The organism is Niameybacter massiliensis (genome assembly GCF_001282685.1).
Lineage (GTDB): Bacteria > Bacillota > Clostridia > Lachnospirales > Cellulosilyticaceae > Holtiella > Holtiella tumoricola.
This window is the reverse complement of the sequence record NZ_LN875035.1, coordinates 3,230,438-3,253,389: the sequence shown is the minus strand read 5'-3', so window position 1 is coordinate 3,253,389 and position 22,952 is coordinate 3,230,438. Positions and strand designations below refer to the sequence as shown.

Sequence of the window (22,952 nt, the reverse complement as noted above, 5' to 3'; positions counted from 1 at the left end):
GTGGACCTATATACTAAAAGAGTTAAGTAAGCTTATAAAGCTACCTGAATGGAACGGTCAAATGTAAATATTAAGGGTATAAAAAGGAAATCGGAACGGCAAATTAAACGATTTAACCTGAATATTGTACCTATTATTAGACAAAATGAAATAAACGTAAATTTAATTTTAAAAACCGAGAACAATAGTATTTTTGAAAGAGAAATATTCTTAAAAATCGATACAAATTTATAAGTATAGCAAAAAATGAGACTAAAATATAAATACATTAAAAAAGAAAGAGAAATATGGAGGTAAATGCGTGACAACACGACACACAAAAGGAAAACTTAAAATGATTTCCCTAGGGGGACTAGGAGAAATCGGAAAAAACATGACTGTTTTTGAATATGGGGAAGATATGATCATCGTTGACTGTGGATTATCATTCCCAACAGATGATATGCTAGGAATTGATTTAGTTATTCCAGACATTACTTATTTGACACAGAACAAAGATAGAATTAGGGGTATTGTTTTAACACATGGACATGAGGATCATATTGGTGCATTACCATATATCTTAAAAGAATTAAATGTACCTGTTTATGGAACACAACTTACTATTGCACTTGTGGAAAATAAATTAATTGAACACAAGATGATGAATACAACAACTAGAATTGTTGTAAAACAAGGGGATACAATTAAACTCGGAAGCAGCTTTAAAATTGAATTTATCCGTTCTAACCACAGTATAGCAGATGCCGTTATGCTAGGAATTTGGACACCAGTAGGTACACTTATTCACACAGGTGACTTTAAAGTAGATTACACACCAATTAGAGGTAGTGTATTAGATTTACATCGTTTAGCAGAACTTGGAAAACAAGGTGTTTTAGCCTTACTTGCAGATAGTACAAATGTAGGGAAATTAGGCCATAACCCATCAGAAAGAAAAGTTGGAGAAACTATAGATAAGGTATTTAACCAATACAAAGATAGACGTATTATGGTTGCTACTTTTGCTTCGAATATTGACCGTGTGCAACAAGTAATTACTGCAGCACACAAACATAATCGTAAAGTAGCAGTACTAGGTCGTAGTATGGTCAACATTGTACGTACAGCGAATGAATTAGGATATTTAGATATTCCAGAAAAGACTTTAATTGAGTCAAATCAAATTAATCGTTATAAAGATGAAGAACTTGTAACAATTATGACAGGAAGCCAAGGTGAGCCAATGGCTGCTCTATCTAGAATGGCATTCTCAGAACATAAACAAATTGATTTAAAACCAGGAGATGTTATTGTACTTAGTTCAACACCTATTCCTGGGAATGAAAAAACTGTATCAAAAGTTGTTAATGAGTTAGCGAAAAAAGGAACTATTATTGTACGTGAAGATACTCACGTATCAGGCCATGCAACTCAAGAAGAACTTAAACTCATTCATGCACTTGTAAGACCAAAATACTTTATTCCAGTGCATGGTGAATATAGACACTTACAACAACATACAGAACTTGCTGTAGAGCTAGGAATGGAAAAAGAAAATACAATGATTCTCTCTATTGGAGATGTGCTTGAGATGAATGCAGAGGGTTGTAAAGTTGTAGGACGTGTACCATCAGGGCAAGTTCTAGTAGATGGACTTGGTGTAGGTGATGTAGGAAATGTCGTTCTTCGCGACCGTAAACTTCTTTCACAAGATGGTCTCATCATGGTTGTTATGACATTAGAGCGCGACTCTAAAGCTGTTGTATCGGGACCAGATGTGATTTCACGTGGATTTGTGTATGTAAGAGAAGCAGAACCACTTATGAATGAAGCAAAACGTGTTGTTCAACGTTCACTTGACCACTGCCAAGATCAAGGCATTGTAAGTTGGTCAGAGATTAAGAGTGTTGTTAAAGATGATCTTAGAACATTCATTTGGCAAAAAACAAGACGTAATCCAATTATCTTACCGATTATCATGGAAATTTAATAATATAGAAGAAACTGCTACATTAAGGTGTAGCAGTTTTTTTGTATACACGTCTATATTTTAAGAGTTATTGGTAGAGGCTTTTAGGGAGGTTCTATTATTTAGCATTAAGAAGGTAACAGAACACTTCATACGAATATTTAATAGGATAGTTTTATTAGGTGTGAAGAGTGTGAAAATATGATAAAATTTAAAAAGTTAAGGTAATAGAAGCTGTGAAAGGGGAAATGAGATGAAAGTATTAGAAACAAAGCGCCTTGTATTACGTCCATGGACATTAGAAGATATAGATGATTTATATGATTATGCAAAAGATCCTAGAGTTGGGCCCAATGCAGGATGGCCACCACATAAGGATGAAGAGATGAGTAAGAAAATAGTAGAAAGCTTTATAAAAGCAGGAGATGTCTATGCCATAGAATTAAAATCTCATCATAAAGTTATAGGGAGTATTGGGCTGCATGAGATAAGTAAGAAAGATGAATTTGGTGTGATGGAACAAAGAGAAGTAGGCTATGTACTTCATCCAGAATATTGGGGGATGGGATATATAACAGAAGGGGTAAAGGCAGTACTTAGTTATGCATTTGAGGCGTTACACATGGATGTTGTATGGTGTAGTCATTTTGAGTTTAATGAAAGATCAAAACATGTTATAGAAAGATGTGGATTTAAATATAGTTTTACAGAAAATAAGAGATTAAATCTTTTAGAGAAACAAGAAGTAAAATGTCTATGTTATAGCTTAACTAGAGGAGAATATGCACTTTTATCCTAATTTTTCCATAGACTATAAGGAAGAATGATTATAAAGGAGCTTTAAAATGCGAAATTCTTACCCTCATTATAATAGAGCACAACTTAACAAAATGCGGAATGATACAACGAATGTACCTGCAACTTATAAATCATTAGATCAAGCACTTATGTCTATATATGATTCCGTTCAAGATGAAAAAGAAGATGAACTCTTCTATAATTACTTAATTGGTGCAGCACCAACACCAGAAGAAAAAGCTATTATTACTACAATTCGTGATGATGAAAAAAAGCATAATCAAATGCTTAGACAAATTTATCAAAACTTTACAGGACAGCAAATTCCAGAACCAAAAGATGTAGAATTTACAAAGCCAAAATCATATATTGATGGTGTTAAGCAAGCATTATTTGGAGAATTAACAGCAGTAGAAAGATATCGTGACATTCGTGCTGGACTTCCAACAGAGTATTATAGAGATGCAGTCTTTGAAATTTTAACAGATGAGCTCAAACATGCGACAAAATACAACTATATTTTAAATATAAATAAGTAAATAGAAGAGACTATCGCAAATTGTTAGGTGATAGTCTCTTCTATTTATGTAAAAGTTCTAGAGGGGATAAAAGGAAAAGATTATGGTAGACTAAGAGTAATCGATGTAAAACTTACATATATACTGGAGGAAGAAATGTATAAAATACTTATAGTAGAGGATCAAGAGAAAATACGTAATGAATTAGGTGAACTTTTAAGACGATATGGCTATGAAGTAGTAATAATAGAAGAGTTTGAAAATGTGTTAGAAGATATTAAAAAGGCAGAAGCACATCTTATTTTATTAGATATAAACTTACCAGTATATGATGGGTACTATATTTGTAAGGAAATAAGGCAAACTTTAGATACGCCTATTATTATTGTTACAAGTAGGGATAGTGATATGGATGAACTGATGAGTATGAATTTAGGAGCAGATGACTTCGTCACAAAGCCTTATAATACTCAAATACTTTTAGCTAGAATAAGTGTACTCCTAAAAAGAACCTATGCAGGGTACCAAGAGGTGGTACAATTTAATAATTTTAAAATAAACTTCTCTAAAGGCATACTCATAAATGATGGACAAGAAGTAGAACTTACGAAAAATGAGATAAAAATTCTTGCCTGCCTTACAAAAGATAAAGGATGTATTGTTTCAAGAGAAGACTTGGTCAGCTATTTATGGGACAGTGAATGGTTTGTAGATGATAATACTTTGACTGTTAATATCAATAGATTACGTAAAAAATTTGAAAGTATTGGTGTAGAAAATGTGATTCAAACAAAAAGAGGACAAGGCTACTTTATAGAATAACTCATGCAGTTTGATTAGTGCCTCTACCGGTGTAGTCTCTGAAGCGAGGTAATTGACATTATTAAAGACAAATGGTATTCTAATAAAAAAGTAAATAATGTCATCGGAGGACAGTACACCATAGTGTAGGGGATAGTAAGCATACCGCTTGCAGGCCGCCTGTTAGAAAAGATGTCGAGTGAGCTCGGTTATTACATATATGTAATAGCCGAGTATTTTTATTTTTAGGAGGTATGAAATGAATATGATAAAGAAAAGGAATGTGGAATGTTTATATTTGAAAAACGAAAAGGGGTGCAATAATGGAATTTTCACTTGTGAAGATTAATGATGTAGACTTAATGCAATATAAGAAAGACATGCAGGAGGCCTTTCAGAAAGGGTTTGAAGATGTCTTTGGTAAGACTGGAGGTATTATTCTTCCTGAAAAAGATATCGACTGTTCCTTGAAGGAGAAAGGTGCTATCGCATATAAAGCAATTGTTGACGGCCAAATGTGTGGGGGTGCTGTCGTAGTTATTGATGATGAAACACAAAACAATCACCTTGATTTGCTCTATGTAAAATCTAGCGCTCAAACAAAAGGAATTGGCTATGCAATTTGGAGTGAAATTGAGAAATTGCATCCCAATACAAAGGTATGGGAAACTAGTACTCCCTATTTTGACAAAAGAAATATTCATTTTTATATAAATAAATGTGGTTTTCATATAGTGGAATTTCAAAATGAACATAATCCATCATTAGGTACATCTGAAGATTTTATTGGTGATGGAGGGGAGGGAATGTTTGTGTTCCAAAAGCGAATGTAATTTAGCAAGTTCTAGTTTATAAAGCTATTACAACAGTAATGTCAATAAAACAAATAGTTATTTCCTTACTTCAAATCCCCCTACCATTTTAATTTAAATGCTAGGGGGATTTGATATGCGGCTATATCCTCAATATTATCTAACATAGCCATTATTTAAAATAACATTTTTAGCGGTGATATAGGTTGTAAGGAAGTAGCCACCGTAGATAACAACAAGGAAGAAGGCTGTTATAAAGGTTGTAACACCTAAGGAGAGGCTACCAAATTGGGCTATAAGGTTATTAGTAATATTAAGTCCAACTATTGAGTGTACAAGGGCTAGACTTAGTGGAGCGAAGAAATAGAGGGCAATCTGAGTGAATAGAGAGCGTTTAAGGGTATCATAAGGTACACCCAGTTTGCGGAGAATTTCGTAGTGGGCTGTATGGTCTGTAATCTCAAGGAGTTGTTGGAGAGCAAGAATTGCTGCGCTAGCAATTAAAAATACAAAACCGATATAGATACCTATATAAGTAACGATTGTAGATAATCCTAGAGAAGTTTCATAGGTACTGATTTTAGTTGTATAGGGTATAAAGAAACCTGGATTATGATGTCCTATATCTTCAAGAGATTGAGTGAATAGTGCTTCACATTCTTCTTGGTTATTAAAGAAATTAATATTTAAATACATGCTAGAGACAGGTGCATTGACTAAAAGCTCATCATTTAAAACTAAAGTGAGTTGGTTACTTGTAAAGTAGCTGCTCTCAAGAGAGTAGCTAAGTGGGTCTCTATATTTTGGAGATAAATCTTGACCACCAATAGTAAGTTTCTTTTGAAGTCCTAAGGGTTCTTTACAAAGATTAATATAGGTATCTACATTAGATGAAATCGCATATTCATTGGTATTTAAAGTAATAGGGGTAGCACCTTGTAACTCAAGTACCTTATTGAAATCTGAAAGCTTAATAGCAGTGAGATTAAGGTCTTCGTTAAAATTATACAGGTGGCTATAGGTTGCCATAATTTCTTGATTAAATAGATCGCTATAATGAATGGGTGCTTGGTAAAGGTTAAACTCTAGATATTCCTTTGCAACATCATTAAGAGGAAAGTTATAGCTTTCAAGTTGCTTGATGAGAGACTCCTGGTCTTCCTCACCCCACACATATAAGGTGGCATCATAAGGTGTTGTAGCCTCTAGAGTAGAAGTAAGTGTTTTGCTCATGCTAAGTCCTGTAGAGAGTACGCCAATTGTAAAGAAAAGCATAAGGCAAATAACACTCATGGAAATATGATGTGTTTTAATTTTACTCATCACTTGATTCACAATAAAAAGATTAATATTTTTATAGTAAAAGGTTTTGTATTTAATACAGAGCTTAGATGCAATTCCAGCTATAGAATAAAAGAATAAATAAGTTCCTATACAACCAAGGAGAATGGCACTAAGTAAGCTTGTATCAAAAGAGCGAAGTCCATTAATGCTTGCCAAGGTATAAGCAATTACTAAAATGACAAGAGAAAGAATAAAGAAGAAGCATGCTAGGGGGAAATTAAGCATTTTTAAAGTTTCATTTTTCTTTTCTCCTTGTAAGAGATCAATCAGTTTATATTTTGCAATGCTAATAGTATTGAAAATAATAACTATAGCAAAAAGTATTGCAAAGAATACAATAGACTTGCAAGCAGCACTGGTAGAGAAAATAAAGGTAAAAGACTTTAAGTCTACGGCAAAGAGTTGTGCTGTCACAATAGATAATCCGTGAGACAAAAAGGTACCTAAAACTAACCCACTTATAAGAGCAAAGATAGCAATAATCAAAGACTCTATAACCAGTAAGAAGTTAACAGTGTGACGATTCATGCCTAAAGTCAGGTAAAGACCTAACTCCTTTTTGCGTCGTCTAATGAGGAAGTGGTTAGCATAGATCATGAGAAAGCCTAAGATAAATGCTACAAATATAGAAATAATCCCCATAAGTTGTGAGAGATTCTTGATGATTTCTAATTTAGAAGTAGTAATCTCCAACATAGCTTGTTGAGCATCTAATGCATTAAACATATAAAAAATGCATACACCAAATGTTAGTGTTAGGAAATAAATCATATAATCCTTAAAACTACGTTTAGCATTACGTAAAGAGAGTTTAAAGAACATTGTGGGTGTCACCTCCGAGAAGGGTTACGACCTCTATAATACGATTAAAGAAGTCTTTGCGGTTATTATTACCTCTTATAAGCTCAGTAAAGATTTTGCCATCTTTAATAAAGAGAATACGCTTAGCATAGCTTGCTGTAAAAGCATCATGAGTAACCATCATAATAGTAGCGTTAAGTTTGGTGTTTAAAAACTCTAAGCTTTCAAGAAGAAGCCTAGAAGATTTTGAATCAAGAGCACCTGTAGGCTCATCAGCTAAAATAAGAGATGGATGTGTGATGATGGCACGCGCACAAGCAACACGCTGTTTTTGGCCACCAGAAAGCTCATAAGGATATTTAGAGAGGATATTGGTAATACCTAGTTGAGTAGCTAATGTATGGATACGCTCTTCAATTTCCTTAGGATTTACTTTTTGAATAGTGAGTGCAAGTGCAATATTTTCAAATGCAGTTAAGGTATTAAGTAGGTTGAAATCTTGGAAGATAAAACCTAGATGATTACGACGAAAGGTAGCAAGCTTCTTTTGAGAAAGAGTTGTAATATCTTGTTCGTCTATAATGATATGTCCGCTTGTAACGGTATCGATTGTTGAAATACAGTTAAGGAGAGTGGTTTTACCACTCCCTGAAGGCCCCATTATAGCTACAAATTCTCCTTTGTCTACATCTAGGTTAATATGGTCTAGAGCTTTGGTAACATTACCACGAGAACCATAATATTTTTGGATTTGTTGTACACTTAATAGTTTTTCCATAAAAGCCTCCTATTTGAATCCGTTTATAAGATAAGCTACACCGAGTAAGATATAGAGGTGAGCTGGGTAGTAGATATAGAAGAAAGAACGCATACCTTTTCCTTTTTGGCCATTATAAAGAAGAAGAAAAGGTAGAGCTAAAATCATAAGCCATTGGTAATTAATATAAAATAGGTTTTCTACTGAGAGTATCATACCTGTTGTCAGATAGAAGGTAATGATACAGAAAACAGTATAGAAAAGTCCCATATGTTTTTTATTGTTATGGCATAAATAGAAACCAATACCTAATGCAATCCAAAGAATACCACCTTCTACTAATAAAGGTAAAGGAATGGCTACAAGTACAATCCTAAGTACCCAAAGTGGTAGAGTTTCCATACTCATCAAAACAATGAAAGAAGCAAGAATAGGAGTGAGTATAGCAAGGAGGTTAAGAAGTCCTTGACCGAGCTTGTGTTCTTTAAAAGCAACAATAGTTTTTTCACCAAAGTGGATAAAGAAGGTGATAAGGAACATCGTTGCGAAAATATTATTGATAATCATACCACCATTTGGCATAGGGAAATAGGTGTTGGCAAGGTTGTTAAGGAGTGCCATACCTATAGAGGCTATATATAAGCGGCTCATGTATTTCATGCGGTTACGAGTGTGGTACATACCTTCAGCAACCATGAAAATAAAGATAGGTGCAGAAATACGCCCAATAATTCCAAACCAAAATGGGATAGGGATAATCCCTATAAGCATTTGTTGAATGTGGTCAAATGTCATAAAAATAAGTGCGAGTAATTTAAGATCAAAGCCAGTTAGGCCTTTTTTAATAAAATCCATTTTGAATACCTCCGTAATGAGTTCGTTAAGATAGATTTATCATACAGAAGTCTAAAAGAAGTTGCGATAGATTAGACTAACAGCTAACTTACAAATTTGTAAGTTAGCTTTCTAGAAGGTGCATTTTACTTTTGGGAAAGATAAGAGTGACAGTAGTACCTTGTGATAAAGTAGAAGTAAGTGAGAGACTTAGTCCAAGCTTGTTGGCAAGTGTATGACACAGATAAAGTCCGATACCTGTAGACTTTCCGTATTTACGCCCATTTTCACCTGTAAAGCCTTTGTCAAAGACACGACGCAAGTCGCTTTCTGGTATACCTACCCCGTTATCTTGGATAGTAAGATGAATACTGTTTTCCTTTTCAATAGCAGAAATAGAGATGATTTTATGAGGCTTATCTAAGTATTTAACAGCGTTACTAATAATTTGGCTCAGCATAAACTCGACCCATTTAGAATCACTATAGATTGTATAGTCAGGAATATTTAGCTCCAATGTAATAGGAAGAGAAATAAAAGTCTTAGAATACTTTTTAATGACAGTATTAATTATTTTTTTTAGAGATAAAGCTTTAATAATATAGTCTTTCTCAGTTAAATGGCTCCTAGAATAAAAGAGAACCTGTTCTATAAAGTTATTAATCTTATCAATTTCTTCATCCATACTACGGATTTCAGGTGTTCTATGATTTTGGGCAATAAGTTTAGCAGAAGCAATAGGCGTTTTAATTTCATGAATCCAAAGCTCAATGTATTCTTCGTATTCAGATTGAAGTTTTTGATAATAGTCAATTCTATCATTCATAGATTTATTTGTAGATTTCAAGATAGTGTAAAGCAATCTACCTTCTAGAAAGTCAGGTTCAGAAATAACTTCTGATAAGAGATACTTTTGATCAAGAAGCTCTAGTTCATCTAGGACATTATTGTAATAACTAGATTTCTTGGAAAATTCATGAAGTAATAAAGTAGTATAAGCTACAAGAAAAATTAAATTAAAGAAAATAATGGAATATAAAGGTAGATGCATAACAACAAAAAATAAACTTGTAAAGAGCATAAGACCTATATAAATGAGTAAAGTCCAAAGTTTAGTACGTATGAAATCAAGAAAATGCATGATAAAAACTCCTTATATGAAATGAAAGATCAATATAGCTTCCTTTAATATAAACCATATTTGTAAAAAGGTATACGGACCACGCAAATGTCGGAAAATGAAAAAGTATGATTTTACATATAGTCATAGGCACAACTTTAGGTTATAATAGGCTAGGACAAATTAGAACTGTTAATGGAACACGGTTTGGGGAAAGCTTAGACAATAAGATGACTTATTGCTCTAGGCTTTTTCTTATATACAGGTAATATCATATAAAAAATAATAAAATTTAGGGTAAGGTGCTAACCAGATATATTTTCTACCGACTATACAAGTGAAAGAAAATTAAATTGAGGGGAATTATGAGAACAGAAAACGTAAGAAAACAAATAGAAGACAAACTTTTTCTAGATAAACTATACGGATTTGCCTATAAGAGATGTAATCATTCAGAAGAAGCAGAAGACTTATGCTCGGATATTGTTCTAAGGATTTTAAAAGGTATAAATCAAGTAAGCGAAATTGAAAACTTCAATAGCTATGTATGGACAATAGCTCACCATACCTATGCAGACTACTGTGAAAAACGTAGAAAGCAAAGAGAACGTATAAGTATGGAGTCCTACAGTGAGAATGAATGTACAAGCATGCTAACACATTCTATTGAAGAGTATATGGAAAATCAGGAAGATCGTAGCCAATATACAAAGATTAAAAGGGAGATAGGCTTCCTTTCTAAATTGTACCGTGATGTTATGATTATGTATTATCTAGATGAGATGAAAGTGTCTGAAATTGCAGCCAAACTTAGTCTTACAGAAACCACAGTTAAACAACGTTTGTTCTCAGCCCGCAATACAATTAAGAAAGAGGTAGAGAAGATGGAAAGCAGAGATTTAACTTTACAACCTATTCATATTGATTTTATGGGGACAGGAAGTCCTATTGGAAATGATCCAACAGTAAAGGCAGAGCGCATGTTCTCACAAAATTTGATATATCTTTGCAAAGATATACCACGTAGTGCAAAAGAACTAGCAGACATTTTAAATGTACCAATGCCTTTTATAGAGGAAGAATTAGAGATTCAATGCGCAGGAGCAAATGGAGAATATGGATTATTAAGAAAAACAGAGAATGGAAAATATATTGCCAACTTTATAATGGTAGAAAAAACAGGGATAGAACAAGTTAATCAAATGTACCAACCAAAAGTTGATTATTTTGTGGAGAAGATTGGCGCCTATCTAAAGAAGAATGAAAAAGAAATTTTAGATTTTCCTTTCCTAAATAAACAGGTAGACCTATCTTTTGTGGCATGGTCTCTTATTTCCATGATGTTTTGGAGATATGCGGAACAAGTAAGTAAGTGCCTAAAAAAACAATATTTCAGTCATATTGAAGAAAGACAAGAAAAATATATTACATGTGGAGAAGTGGGCGACAGTAAGGGGAGTATATATGAGGGGTTCTATGGCTCAGATGGCATAATGGCTTATAATGTATGTGGCTATAAGATGGTGAAGTGCCAAAATATCTATGGAACACGTCTAGATAAACATTTTGCTTGTGGGCATGATATAGCTAATGATCAGCAATTATTATTAACTTTACAGGCAATAGAGGGTATAAAGCGTGATGAATTATCTAAGCAAGAGCAAGAAGTTGCAGCAAAAGCTATTGAAGCGGGTTATTTAAAGATTAAGGAAGGGTATTTATATCCTAAAGTTTTAGTGATGAACACAAAGGATGAGCAAAAGTTTTATGAGCTATCTTATAAAATACAAGAAGAGCTAAAAGACTTAGTAGAGGAGACGGTAGATGATCTCTATCCACTTATTAAAAAGCTTGTACCCAAGCATCTTTTGAATGAATATAAGATGTTTGTAACAATGACACAATTAAGATTGATGGATTGGGTTGTAGAGGGGTGTATACAAAGAGGGATTTTAAGTACACCTCCAAATCCTATATGTGCAGAAGGAACTTGGATTATGGTAAGTAAATAAATAATTTATCAAGTAATAAAGAAGTAAGGATCGTTTTTTGACGATCCTTACTTCTTTTTAAGGGACTTTGCTATTAGGATATTATAAAAAATGCTATAATAAGCTTATCCTTTAAATTCAAGAAATTAAAAGATATATTTAATATAAAAGAGCACGAGTTATAAAGTGAAAGGAGGCTCTTATGAATCAACCATTTACCCATCTCCATGTACATACTGAATATAGTTTGTTAGATGGATCGGCAAAAATTAAAGATTTACTTAAAAAAGCAAAAGAACTAGGGATGGAGTCATTAGCCATTACAGACCATGGGGTTATGTATGGTGCTATTGATTTTTATAAAGCAGCGTTAGATATAGGGGTTAAGCCTATTATTGGTTGTGAAGTGTATGTTTCTCCTAGAACACGATTTGATAAAGAAAAAGAAGATGGAAGATACAATCACTTAGTGTTACTTGCAAAAAATAATACCGGATATCAAAACCTTATTAAAATGGTATCACAAGGCTTTACGGAAGGATTCTATCGTAAGCCACGTATAGATGTTGACCTTTTAAGAGAACACAATGAGGGGCTTATTGCACTCGGTGCGTGTTTAGCTGGACCCGTTTCAAGGCCTCTTTTAGAAGATAACTATGAAAAGGCAAAATCTCAAGCTTTACTTTATAGTGAAATTATGGGTAAAGATAACTTCTATTTAGAACTTCAAGACCATGGTATGAAGCAACAAGCTAAAGTCAATCAGTTGACTATGTGCTTAGCGGAAGAAACAGGATTGCCAATGGTAGCAACTAATGACGTTCACTATATTTTAGAAGAAGATGCGAACCCACATGAAGTCCTTCTTTGTATTCAGACAGGAAAGACCATGATGGATGATGATCGTATGATTTATGAAGGGGGGCAATATTACTTAAAGAGCCCTGAGCAAATGTATGACCTCTTCCCATATGCAAAAGAGGCCCTTCAAAATACAGTAGCTATTGCTGAGCGCTGTAATGTAAGCTTTGAATTCCATGATCTGAAATTACCAAGCTTTGATGTGCCTACGGATGAAGAACCAAAGGACTATTTAAGAAGACTTTGCTTTGAAGGTCTAGAAGAGCGCTATGAAGAAGTGAATGATGAACTTCGCGAGCGCTTAGAATATGAATTAGATGTCATTATTCAAATGGGATTTGTAGATTATTTCCTTATTGTAAGTGACTTTATTAAATATGCAAAAAGAAATGATATTCCAGTTGGGCCAGGACGTGGGTCAGCAGCAGGAAGCATTGTAGCTTATACACTAGAAATTACAGATATTGATCCGATTAAATATAGCTTACTCTTTGAACGTTTTTTAAATCCAGAACGTGTCAGCATGCCTGATATCGATATCGACTTCTGCTATGAGAGACGTCAAGAAGTTATCGACTATGTTATTCGTAAGTATGGTGAAGAACGTGTAGCACAGATTGTAACTTTTGGAACCATGTCTGCTAAAGCGGTTATAAGGGATGTAGGCCGTGCCATTAATATGCCTTATCCAGAAGTAGACCGCATTGCCAAAATGATTCCTAATGAGCTTAAGATGACCATTACAAAGGCACTAGACATGAACAATGAGCTAGATGACCTTTATAAGGCAGATGAAAAAGTAGCTTATCTTATTAATACAGCCCTTAAGCTAGAAGGTCTTCCACGTCACTCTTCAACTCATGCCGCTGGGGTTGTAATCTCTAAAAAACCAGTAGTAGAGTATGTACCACTCAGTGCCAGTGATGGTGCGGTAACAACTCAATATCCAATGACTACATTAGAAGAGCTTGGCCTACTGAAGATGGACTTCTTAGGACTTAGAACTCTGACTGTTATTGATAATGCAGTTAAGCTTGTTAAACAAAATCATGGTGTAGAGATCGATGTGCACACTATAGACTATGAAGATCCAAAAGTATATCAAATGATTGCTTCAGGAAATACAGAAGGGATCTTCCAGTTAGAAAGTGCAGGAATGAAGTCTTTCATGAAAGAACTTTGTCCAGAGAACTTAGAAGATATTATTGCGGGGGTATCCTTATACCGTCCAGGTCCAATGGACTTTATACCTAAGTACGTAGAAGGAAAACGTGATAAAGAACGTATTACTTATACTCATCCAGCTCTAGAACCAATCTTAGAAAATACTTATGGTTGTATTGTGTACCAAGAACAGGTAATGCAAATTGTAAGAGATCTTGCAGGTTATAGCTTAGGACGAAGTGACTTACTACGTCGTGCTATGGGGAAAAAGAAAACAGATGTGATGGCAAAGGAACGTGAAATCTTCTTGAATGGTGATGGGGGGGAGGTACCAGGTGCTGTTGCAAATGGTATTCCACAAGATGTAGCCAATCAAATTTTTGATGATATGATTGACTTTGCGAAATATGCCTTCAACAAATCTCATGCGGCTTGTTATGCTGTAGTAGCTTATCAAACAGCCTACTTAAAAACGTATTATAAAGTAGAATTTATGGCTGCTCTTATGACATCTATTATGGATGTCACACCGAAAGTAAGACAGTATATTGATAGTTGTAAAAAACTAGGCATAGAAGTAGTAGCGCCTCATATTAATGAAGGGTACGCTTATTTTAGTACAAAAGGTAATAAAATCATGTACGGATTAGCAGCTATCAAAAATGTAGGACGTAGTGTGATAGAACGTATAGTAGAAGAACGGGATAAAAATGGCCCATTTAAAAGTCTTACAGATTTCTATAACCGAATGGATTCAAAAGATGTCAATAAACGCTGTGTAGAAAGTTTGATTTTAGCAGGTGCTTTTGATGACTTTGGTGGAAGACGTAGTCAGTATATGGCAGCATATAAACAAATAGCTGATGGTATTGCAGCAAACCGCAAGAATAATATTCAAGGTCAAATCAATCTCTTTGCTTTAGGTGGAGAAGAGGAAGAAGAGTCAGGCTTAAATCAAGACCATCTTCCTAATATTCCAGAGTTTGAAATGAAAGAAATCTTGAACTATGAAAAAGAAGTTATGGGAATCTATTTAAGTGGTCACCCATTAGATAAAGTAAATAATCAATTAGAACGTTATATTAGTCATCATGCCGTTGACCTTGAAATAGAGGAAGAAGGTAGTGAAGAGGTAAGTCAAGATTACAAGCTTACAGATGGGCAACAAGTTGTAGTTGGTGGGCTACTGACTGAGAAAAAAGTAATTTTTACAAAGACGAATAAAAAAATGGCATTCTTAACCATTGAAGATACAACTGGAAACTTAGAATGTATTGTGTTTCCAAATCAGTTTGAAAAATTTGAGAAACTTAATCCTGAACATGTATTCATTATTAAAGGACATATTTCAATTAAAGAAGAAGAAGCTGCAGTCGTACTAGCAGATGATATGACAACATTAGAGGCATTACTAAATCCTGTAGCTGAAGCGGATCATTTACTGCTTCGCTTAGATGAGTCAAAACGTACGCAAGAAGTCCGTAATAAGTTACTAAGTATTTTTGCAAAATATCCTGGAAATACAAAGATAATAGTAGAATCATTAGAGGATCATAGTAAAAAAGCTTTCCCGGCTAAATACAATATTATAATTAATGATAAAGTTGTACAGGAGCTCAAGATGGTTGTGGGTTCTGAATGTGTAGTAGTACCAAAAACAGCGGATTAATATTGCAATTTTTGGTATTGTTATGTACAATTAAAACGATTAAGATATAATGCGAATAAAGTTATTTTTTTATAAAGTCATGGAATTGTTGAAGTAAGTTTAATGAGGGCAAGTCAAAAAAAATTACAGCAACAGGGGGTTGTATCTAATGGATCAAAAAGTATCAACAATAGGTGTTTTAACAAGTGGTGGAGATGCACCAGGGATGAATGCAGCAATTCGTTCTGTTGTAAGAACTGCCATTGCACGTGGTATTAAAGTAATGGGAATTCGTAAAGGATACAATGGGTTACTTGCAGGAGATGTATTCGAAATGGATACACGTAGTGTATCTGATATTATACAACGTGGTGGAACTATTCTTCAGACAGCAAGATGCTTAGAGTTCGTAAAACCTGAAGGACAAAAACGAGGAGCAGATATGTGCCGCGTTTTCGGTATTGACGGACTTGTTGTAATTGGTGGAGATGGATCTTTCCAAGGCGCAGAAAAACTTGCAAATCTAGGTATTAATACAATTGGTGTACCAGGTACCATTGACTTAGATATTGCTTGTACAGAATATACTATTGGATTTGATACGGCTGTTAATACAGCAATGGATGCAATCAATAAAATCAGAGATACTTCTACTTCACATCAAAGATGTTCAATAGTAGAAGTTATGGGACGTAATGCAGGATATATTGCATTATGGTGTGCAATTAATTCAGGGGCTGAAATGGTACTGTTACCAGAGATGCCAAGACCATCAGATGAAGAAATCGTTAAAAAGATTATTGAAAATAAGCATAAAGGAAAAAAACATTTCCTTATTGTTGTAGCTGAAGGTGTAGGCGGTTCAGAAAAATTAGCCAAAACGATTGAAGATATGACAGGTATTGAAACACGTGCGACAATACTTGGGCATCTTCAAAGAGGTGGTTCTCCAACAGCAGTGGATAGAATGCATGCGTCTATGATGGGAGCAAAAGCTGTAGACTTACTTTGCGAAGGGAAAGCAAAACGTGTAGTAGCTTATGTTAAAGGAGAATATGTAGATTACGATATCAATGAAGCACTGAAAATGAAAAAGGAACTTGATCCTTATATGTATAGCTTAACAGATATTCTTTGCTAAACCCTAACAAGACCTAAAATATTAAAAGGGAGAATAAAGATGCGTAAAACTAAAATTATCAGTACACTTGGGCCAAAAACAAGAGATGTAGACAGCATTCGTAATATTATCGGAGCAGGGGCAGATGCAATTCGTATTAACTTTTCACATGATAACCATGAAATTCACGGGGCAACAGTGGAAAGAGTTAAACAAGTAAGAAAAGAGATGGGAAGACCTATTCCTATTATTTTAGATACAAAGGGTCCAGAGATTCGTACTGGGGTTATGGCAGATGACAAAGATATCAAGTTAAATATTGGTGATACATTTACCTTAACAACAGAAGAAATAGAAGGAAATGAGGAAAGAGTAAGCGTAACTTACAAAAATCTTCCTTATGATTTAAAACGCGGCAGTCGTATTCTTATTGATGACGGTCTCATCGAGCTTAAAGTAAAGAATTTAACAAGTACAGAGGTTGAATGTACTGTAGAAAATGGTGGTATTTTAGGTTCTAGAAAAGGGATTAATATTCCTGATGTATTTGTTAATTTACCAGCACTTACAGATAAAGATTTAGCAGATATTAAGTTTGGTGCAGAAGTAGGATTTGACTACATTGCAGCTTCATTCATTAGATGCGCAAATGACGTTGTTAAAATTCGTCAGGTATTAGAAGCAAATGGTGGTGGAGATATACAAATTATTGCTAAAATCGAAAATCGCGATGGTGTAAATAACATTGATGAGATTCTACAAGTAGCAGATGCAATCATGGTTGCACGTGGTGACCTTGGGGTAGAGATTCCAGCAGAGGAAGTACCTATTGTTCAAAAAGAACTTATCAAAAAAGCTAATGATTTAGGAAAACCAGTTGTAACAGCAACTCAAATGTTAGATTCTATGATTCGTAACCCACGCCCAACACGTGCAGAAGCAAGTGACGTAGCAAATGCTATCTTTGATGGTACTTCAGCTATTATGCTCTCTGGTGAAACAGCTAAAGGAGATTATCCATTAGAAGCGATTGGAATGATGAATCGTATTGCAATTACAGCTGAAAATGCAAGTAAACTTTATAACTTACCAATGAGCTTTGGTGAAGGCAAACTTAGTATGACAAATGCAATTAGTCATGCAACATGTCAAACAGCTACAGACCTTGGAGCATGTGCGATTGTAACGATTACAAAATCAGGACACACAGCACGTGCAGTATCTAAGTTCAAGCCAACATGTCCAATTGTAGCTTGTACAACAGATGAACGTGTACAACGTCAACTTAACCTTGTATGGGGATGTACACCTTTCATTGTGAATATTGATGAAGAGTCTACAGATGAAGCTTTTGCAGTTGCAGTGAAAAAAGCAGAAGAACTTGGATTTGCAAAACAAGGAGATGTAGTTGTTCTTACAGCAGGTGTACCAGTAGGTGTTGCAGGTACAACAAATATCTTAAAAGCTCAATATGTAGGTAATGTTCTTGCTAGGGGTATTGGTTATGGTAAAAAGTCTGTAACAGGTAAAGCAAGTGTTGTAAAAGTATTAGATGAAGCGGATAAATACTTCAAAAAAGGTGATATCCTTATTACAGCTAAAACGGATAACTCTTTCTTACCATATATGAAAAAAGCAAGTGCTATTGTAGTAGAAGATAGTAGTCATGAAGAAAATAACCATGCAACTATTGTTGGGAGAACATTAGATATTCCAGTTATTATTGGAGCTAAAAATGTAGTAGAGGCTGTAAGAAATACAACAACTATTACAGTTGATAGTGATAAAGGGCTTGTATATAACGGAGCTATTATAAGTGAATAAATAAAATGTGGAGGCTGGTAAAACAGCCTCCACATTTTGTATTAAAAAGAGAGAGATACTATAAATTCTTACCAAATTCTTCACCTAGTTTGAAAGCCTCAGCCAAATTATCAGAGCTTGGTTTGAAGACGACTTTAAGTGGTGGAACAAGGATCTTCATCTTAAGTTGTTCAAGACGATCAATAATAAAGTCTACAGCTTCACCACTCCAGCCATAAGATCCAAAAGCTGTTGCTTTTTTGCCACGATGAATGGTTGGATTAAGTGATGTAAGAAGTTGCCAAATAGGAGGCAGAGTATCTTGTAATATAGTTGGTGACCCTATTAGTAGGCCAGAGCAGAGTTCTACTTCCTTTAGAACTCTTTCAAAAGGTGTTGTAACAAGATCAAATAGGAAGATATCAATATCTTGGCGTGTTGATTTTAGACCTTTGACAATTTCTTCAGCTAAGCTTTCTGTATAACCATAGGCTGATACATAGGCAACTACAACGGACGGTTTAGAACGTACTACAGGACGGGACCAATCATCATATAATGCCATATGTTTTGGGATTTGTGCACCATCTAAAATAAGTCCATGACCAGGACAAATATAATCTAACTGTAAAGTGTTAATTTTTTGAAGGGCTTTTTGAACGTAAGGTTTAAAAGGCCCCATAATCATATCAAAATAATATTTATATGCAGAGAGATAGTTATTTTCAAAGTTCTCTTCAAGAGTGCTTCTAAAAATATCAGAGTGCGCGTAATGAGCTCCAAAAGAGTCACAGGTTACAAGAATATGATCTTCTTCAATATAAGTATACATGGTGTCAGGCCAATGTAAGAAAGGTGCCATAATAAAGCGCAGGTTGCGGTTGCCGACACAGAGTTGTTCATTATCCTTAACCACTTGATGTTTAAAAGGACGGTTAATAATTTGGCTGAGATACTTTAAGGCAACACTACTACAAATAACTGTTGCATCAGGTGCATAATCTAATAATAAATTTAAGCTACCTGCATGATCTGGCTCGGTATGATTAATAACAATATAATCAATATCAGAAGGGGAGCAAAGTGTTTGGAGTTTTGCTAAAAATGTATCGAAAAAATGTTCTTTAACGGTTTCAAAAAGAATATTGTGAGTATCGGTTTTTAATAAATAGCTATTATAGCTTGTACCATATTGGGTTTCCATGACTACATCAAAGACTCGTAAATCAGGATCTAGGGCACCTAACCAAAAAAAATCCGGACAAATATTAATAGGATGATTCATAGTGAGCTCCTTTCGAAATATATAAGTATCTATCATTTAGTATGGAAAGTGGCAAATATTATATACATGATTATAAATAAAAAGGTGAAACCTAATAAAAACCGTTAGTAGCTTTGTATTTTAAATTAGCGTGTGGTATAATATCTAACGATTACATAAACTAGAAAATCATAGGAGAGGTTAAGAAGATGAATAATCTAAATGAGCAGCATGGGATATTTAAAAGCAGCTTAGGTCCGTCTCAAATATTAGTAGCAGGTTTTTTATGTCTGATTTTAGTAGCTACAGTATTATTGATGTTACCAATTAGTAGTCAAAGTGGTGAAACAACAAACTTTGTTGATGCTTTATTTACATCTACATCTGCTGTATGTGTAACAGGCCTTGTAGTCGTGAATACACTTGAACATTGGTCATTATTTGGAAAAATTATTATTCTATTTTGTATCCAAATAGGTGGACTAGGATTCATGTCTTTAGTAAGCATGATTTTTGTTTTTATGGGCAAGAAAATTACATTAAAAAATAGATTAATTATGCAAGAAGCATTTAGCTCAAATACAGTAGCAGGAATTGTACGTTTTACAAAAGCTGTTGTTATGCTAACATTCTTTGTTGAGGGAATAGGGGCATTTTTACTTTCTTTTGTATTTGTACCAGAGCATGGACTTATAAAAGGAATAGGTTATTCTATTTTCCACGCTATATCTGCATTCTGTAATGCAGGATTTGATTTAGTAGGAAGCAATAGTTTAACACCATATGTAGGGAATGGACTTGTAAACTTTACAATTATGGGACTTATTATTGCAGGAGGACTAGGTTTTTGTGTTTGGATGGATACTTATAATATGATTAAGATAAAGAGACAGTCAGCAGAGCATTTTACTTGGAAACAAGCTTTTTATAAAATGCCTCTACATACAAAACTTGTATGGTTAATTACGATCTTTTTAATCGTATTTGGTTTCCTCTTCTTCTTTATAGTAGAATTTAAAAATCCAAGTACTTTAGGGGCACTATCCTTTAAAGACAAGCTTTATGCATCCTTATTCCAATCTGTATCTCCTCGTACAGCCGGATTTAATACATTACCACTAGCAGATCTTACTCCAGCATCTAAGCTGATGACAATTATTTTAATGTTTATTGGTGGTTCTCCAGCTGGTACAGCTGGTGGGGTTAAAACAGTGACAATAGGTGTACTTATTTTATGTGCTATGTCCACAATCAAAGGACGTGAAAGTACAGAAATTTATAATAGACGTATTCCAGGCTCCGTGATTACACGAGCACTCACTGTTATTATGATTGCTATTACAGCCATATTTGGAATGCTTATGATTTTAACAGTAACTGAAAATGTAGAGTTTTTGGATCTACTCTTTGAAGTAGTATCTGCATTCGCTACAGTAGGATTAACTTTAGGAATTACAGCAAGTCTTACAACAATAGGTAAGATTATGATTATTATATTAATGTTTATTGGACGACTTGGTCCTGTTACTATTGCAGTAGCATTGATGGTAAGACAAAAGAAAGCAAAAGAAAAACAAAGTATTCAATATCCAGAAGAGAAAGTCATGGTAGGTTAAAAGGAGAGAGGCATTATGAGAGGGAAACAATTTGTTATTTTTGGACTTGGGAGATTTGGTATTAGCTTAGCAACAACACTTGCAGAAGCAGGTTATGAAGTGATGGTTGTAGATAAATCAGAAGAAAGTGTACAAGAAATAGCACCACTTGTAACCCATGCTGTACAAGCTGACGCAGCAGATATGGATACACTTAAATCTCTTGGTATTCGTAACTTTGATGTAGCAATCGTAGCTATTGGTAAAGATATACAATCAAGTATCATGACAACACTTTTGCTTAAAGAATTAGGTATTCCATATGTTGTAGCTAAAGCAAGTAGCGAAATACATGAACGTGTACTGCGTAAGATAGGTGCAGATCGTATCATCTTACCAGAGCAAGAAATGGGGATGCGTATTGCTAACAACCTTATTTCAGGTAATATTCTAGATCATATTCAATTATCATCAGAATACAGTATTATTGAGTTAGGTATCCTACCAGAATGGAAAGGGAAAAGCATTATAGAAGTAGATCCACGTGGTGCATATGGTATTAACATTATTGCTGTTCAACGTGGTGGTTCTATTGATATTTCACCTTCTCCAAATTATATTTTAGAAACAGAAGATACGCTTGTTGTAGTAGGAAGTAATAAGCAACTTCAATATTTAGAGGCTAAGAGACATGGTAAATAGCAAATTTATTAGTAGTGCAAGTAATCCAATCATTAAAAATATCCAAGTACTACAGGCTAAGAAAAATGAACGTAAAAAACAAGGGCTTTTCCTGGTAGAGGGGATTAGAAGCGTCAATGAGATTCCAGAGCATTATGAGATAGATACTATTGTCATGAGTGATCTTTTTGATGAAGCAGAGCTTAAAGTTGCAGGAACAAAACAAAATCTTGTGGTACCAAGTGAATTATTTAAGACAATGAGTGGAACGGAAACACCTCAAGGGATTATGGCTCTTGTAAAAATGAAAGAATTCACATTAAATAAAATAGAGGCAAAATCAGATGGTTTTTATCTTTTACTTGAGAACTTACAAGATCCAGGTAACTTAGGGACCATTATTCGTACAGCTTATGGATTTGGAGTAGAAGCAATCTTCCTTACAAAAGGATGTGTAGACTTATATAGTCCTAAAACAGTACGTAGTACAATGGGAGCATTATTACATGTACCTATTGTAGTAGGAGAAAGCCTAGAAAATTATATTAGTTGGGCAAGAGCAAATAACTTAACACTCTATACAACAGCATTAGATGAAACAGCTTGTAAGGTAGCAGAAGCAGACTTTGCAAAAGGTAATATGCTTATCATTGGCAATGAAGGTAATGGCGTTTCTAATGAAGCCTTAGAACTTGCAGATCAAAAGGTATATATCCCTATGCCAGGTGGTTTAGAATCATTAAATGCTTCAATAGCAGCATCTATTTGTATGTATGAAGTTATGCGTCAACGTACCCAATAAAGTGTTTTATTTAAAGTATAAGATGTATAGAAGTCAGGTTGATTTGGATAAGCTATAGATAGAGATTTAGGAGTGTTGACAAAATGAATGGAACACTCTATAATGAGAAGCATATTTTACAGTATGAATAGATAATAGACGATGAAAAGAAGAGTAGTCTAAAACAGCGTTTTTAGAGAGCCAATGTTGGTGGAAATTTGGTAACAAGTTTTAGATGAAGAACATCTTGGAGTTTCTAACCGAAAAGTAATGAGTAGGCTTAGACGGGACTAGACCGTTACATCTAG

17 protein-coding genes and 1 other annotated feature (1 of these 18 cut by a window edge) are annotated in these 22,952 nt (G+C 34.4%); of the genes, 12 read left to right on the top strand and 5 right to left on the bottom strand.

The window, feature by feature from the left end:
* Positions 1 to 334 precede the first annotated feature (334 nt).
* The 5 genes from BN2390_RS20630 to BN2390_RS20610 all read left to right on the top strand — a co-directional run bounded on the left by BN2390_RS20630 (position 335) and on the right by BN2390_RS20610 (position 4,901).
* Positions 335 to 1,972, top strand: coding sequence for a ribonuclease J (locus BN2390_RS20630; protein ID WP_053986388.1), 1,638 nt, complete (start codon positions 335 to 337; stop codon positions 1,970 to 1,972).
* Between the two features lie 232 nt (positions 1,973 to 2,204).
* On the top strand, positions 2,205 to 2,750 hold the full coding sequence (locus tag BN2390_RS20625) for a GNAT family N-acetyltransferase (protein WP_053986167.1): 546 nt from the start codon (positions 2,205 to 2,207) through the stop codon (positions 2,748 to 2,750).
* A gap of 46 nt (positions 2,751 to 2,796) precedes the next feature.
* A complete protein-coding gene (locus BN2390_RS20620; RefSeq protein WP_242847703.1) occupies positions 2,797 to 3,288 on the top strand; it encodes a ferritin-like domain-containing protein in 492 nt (163 codons plus the stop codon).
* Between the two features lie 135 nt (positions 3,289 to 3,423).
* Entirely contained in the window at positions 3,424 to 4,089 is a 666-nt protein-coding gene (locus BN2390_RS20615; RefSeq protein ID WP_053986166.1) for a response regulator transcription factor, read from the top strand.
* 302 nt (positions 4,090 to 4,391) lie between these two features.
* Positions 4,392 to 4,901: a GNAT family N-acetyltransferase gene (locus tag BN2390_RS20610; RefSeq protein WP_053986165.1), complete on the top strand. Its 510-nt coding sequence runs from the start codon at positions 4,392 to 4,394 to the stop codon at positions 4,899 to 4,901.
* Between the two features lie 135 nt (positions 4,902 to 5,036).
* On the opposite strand, the gene BN2390_RS20605 is transcribed toward BN2390_RS20610, so the two are convergent.
* The 4 genes from BN2390_RS20605 to BN2390_RS20590 form a co-directional block, all read right to left on the bottom strand.
* A complete protein-coding gene (locus tag BN2390_RS20605; RefSeq protein ID WP_053986164.1) occupies positions 5,037 to 7,046 on the bottom strand; it encodes an ABC transporter permease in 2,010 nt (669 codons plus the stop codon).
* Positions 7,036 to 7,803, bottom strand: a complete 768-nt coding sequence (locus tag BN2390_RS20600; protein WP_053986163.1) for an ABC transporter ATP-binding protein — start codon at positions 7,801 to 7,803, stop codon at positions 7,036 to 7,038. Before BN2390_RS20600 ends, BN2390_RS20605 begins: the two co-directional genes overlap by 11 nt.
* 9 nt (positions 7,804 to 7,812) lie before the next feature.
* Positions 7,813 to 8,637: a TraX family protein gene (locus tag BN2390_RS20595; RefSeq protein WP_053986162.1), complete on the bottom strand. Its 825-nt coding sequence runs from the start codon at positions 8,635 to 8,637 to the stop codon at positions 7,813 to 7,815.
* 103 nt (positions 8,638 to 8,740) lie between these two features.
* Entirely contained in the window at positions 8,741 to 9,757 is a 1,017-nt protein-coding gene (locus tag BN2390_RS20590) for a sensor histidine kinase (RefSeq protein WP_053986161.1), read from the bottom strand.
* A 344-nt stretch (positions 9,758 to 10,101) separates the two neighbouring features.
* On the opposite strand from BN2390_RS20590, the gene BN2390_RS20585 reads away from it, so the two are divergent.
* The 4 genes from BN2390_RS20585 (at position 10,102) to pyk (ending at position 18,344) form a co-directional block, all read left to right on the top strand.
* Complete coding sequence (locus BN2390_RS20585) at positions 10,102 to 11,748, top strand: RNA polymerase sigma factor (RefSeq protein WP_053986160.1); 1,647 nt, start codon at positions 10,102 to 10,104, stop codon at positions 11,746 to 11,748.
* 181 nt (positions 11,749 to 11,929) lie between these two features.
* A complete protein-coding gene (locus BN2390_RS20580) occupies positions 11,930 to 15,421 on the top strand; it encodes a DNA polymerase III subunit alpha (RefSeq protein WP_053986159.1) in 3,492 nt (1,163 codons plus the stop codon).
* A gap of 148 nt (positions 15,422 to 15,569) precedes the next feature.
* Complete coding sequence (pfkA, locus tag BN2390_RS20575) at positions 15,570 to 16,541, top strand: 6-phosphofructokinase (protein WP_053986158.1); 972 nt, start codon at positions 15,570 to 15,572, stop codon at positions 16,539 to 16,541.
* Positions 16,542 to 16,580: 39 nt separating this feature from the next.
* Positions 16,581 to 18,344, top strand: a complete 1,764-nt coding sequence (gene pyk / locus BN2390_RS20570; protein WP_053986157.1) for a pyruvate kinase — start codon at positions 16,581 to 16,583, stop codon at positions 18,342 to 18,344.
* Between the two features lie 58 nt (positions 18,345 to 18,402).
* On the opposite strand, the gene BN2390_RS20565 is transcribed toward pyk, so the two are convergent.
* Positions 18,403 to 19,608 (bottom strand): FprA family A-type flavoprotein, encoded by a 1,206-nt coding sequence (locus BN2390_RS20565; protein ID WP_053986156.1) that lies wholly within the window; start codon positions 19,606 to 19,608, stop codon positions 18,403 to 18,405.
* Between the two features lie 188 nt (positions 19,609 to 19,796).
* Here BN2390_RS20565 and BN2390_RS20560 point away from each other — a divergent pair, with 188 nt between their 5' ends.
* From BN2390_RS20560 to BN2390_RS20550, 3 genes are read left to right on the top strand one after another with little or no spacing between them, the layout of a single operon-like run.
* Positions 19,797 to 21,203, top strand: coding sequence for a TrkH family potassium uptake protein (locus tag BN2390_RS20560; RefSeq protein ID WP_053986155.1), 1,407 nt, complete (start codon positions 19,797 to 19,799; stop codon positions 21,201 to 21,203).
* Positions 21,204 to 21,218: 15 nt separating this feature from the next.
* On the top strand, positions 21,219 to 21,884 hold the full coding sequence (locus tag BN2390_RS20555; RefSeq protein ID WP_053986154.1) for a potassium channel family protein: 666 nt from the start codon (positions 21,219 to 21,221) through the stop codon (positions 21,882 to 21,884).
* Positions 21,874 to 22,665: a TrmH family RNA methyltransferase gene (locus BN2390_RS20550; RefSeq protein ID WP_053986153.1), complete on the top strand. Its 792-nt coding sequence runs from the start codon at positions 21,874 to 21,876 to the stop codon at positions 22,663 to 22,665. The genes BN2390_RS20555 and BN2390_RS20550 overlap by 11 nt, the downstream gene beginning before the upstream one ends.
* Positions 22,666 to 22,797: 132 nt before the next feature.
* Positions 22,798 to 22,952, top strand: a binding site (T-box leader) (it continues 85 nt past the right edge of the window).

Excerpts from the sequence above, each read along its gene's own strand:
- BN2390_RS20620 (WP_242847703.1), top strand. The coding sequence starts at position 2,797 with ATGCGAAATTCTTACCCTCATTATAATAGAGCACAACTTAACAAAATG.
- BN2390_RS20580 (WP_053986159.1), top strand. The coding sequence starts at position 11,930 with ATGAATCAACCATTTACCCATCTCCATGTACATACTGAATATAGTTTG.
- BN2390_RS20600 (WP_053986163.1), bottom strand. The coding sequence starts at position 7,803 with ATGGAAAAACTATTAAGTGTACAACAAATCCAAAAATATTATGGTTCT.
- BN2390_RS20555 (WP_053986154.1), top strand. The coding sequence starts at position 21,219 with ATGAGAGGGAAACAATTTGTTATTTTTGGACTTGGGAGATTTGGTATT.
- BN2390_RS20630 (WP_053986388.1), top strand. The coding sequence starts at position 335 with ATGATTTCCCTAGGGGGACTAGGAGAAATCGGAAAAAACATGACTGTT.
- BN2390_RS20565 (WP_053986156.1), bottom strand. The coding sequence starts at position 19,608 with ATGAATCATCCTATTAATATTTGTCCGGATTTTTTTTGGTTAGGTGCC.
- BN2390_RS20615 (WP_053986166.1), top strand. The coding sequence starts at position 3,424 with ATGTATAAAATACTTATAGTAGAGGATCAAGAGAAAATACGTAATGAA.
- BN2390_RS20585 (WP_053986160.1), top strand. The coding sequence starts at position 10,102 with ATGAGAACAGAAAACGTAAGAAAACAAATAGAAGACAAACTTTTTCTA.
- BN2390_RS20590 (WP_053986161.1), bottom strand. The coding sequence starts at position 9,757 with ATGCATTTTCTTGATTTCATACGTACTAAACTTTGGACTTTACTCATT.
- BN2390_RS20595 (WP_053986162.1), bottom strand. The coding sequence starts at position 8,637 with ATGGATTTTATTAAAAAAGGCCTAACTGGCTTTGATCTTAAATTACTC.
- pyk (WP_053986157.1), top strand. The coding sequence starts at position 16,581 with ATGCGTAAAACTAAAATTATCAGTACACTTGGGCCAAAAACAAGAGAT.
- BN2390_RS20550 (WP_053986153.1), top strand. The coding sequence starts at position 21,874 with ATGGTAAATAGCAAATTTATTAGTAGTGCAAGTAATCCAATCATTAAA.
- pfkA (WP_053986158.1), top strand. The coding sequence starts at position 15,570 with ATGGATCAAAAAGTATCAACAATAGGTGTTTTAACAAGTGGTGGAGAT.
- BN2390_RS20560 (WP_053986155.1), top strand. The coding sequence starts at position 19,797 with ATGAATAATCTAAATGAGCAGCATGGGATATTTAAAAGCAGCTTAGGT.
- BN2390_RS20610 (WP_053986165.1), top strand. The coding sequence starts at position 4,392 with ATGGAATTTTCACTTGTGAAGATTAATGATGTAGACTTAATGCAATAT.
- BN2390_RS20625 (WP_053986167.1), top strand. The coding sequence starts at position 2,205 with ATGAAAGTATTAGAAACAAAGCGCCTTGTATTACGTCCATGGACATTA.
- BN2390_RS20605 (WP_053986164.1), bottom strand. The coding sequence starts at position 7,046 with ATGTTCTTTAAACTCTCTTTACGTAATGCTAAACGTAGTTTTAAGGAT.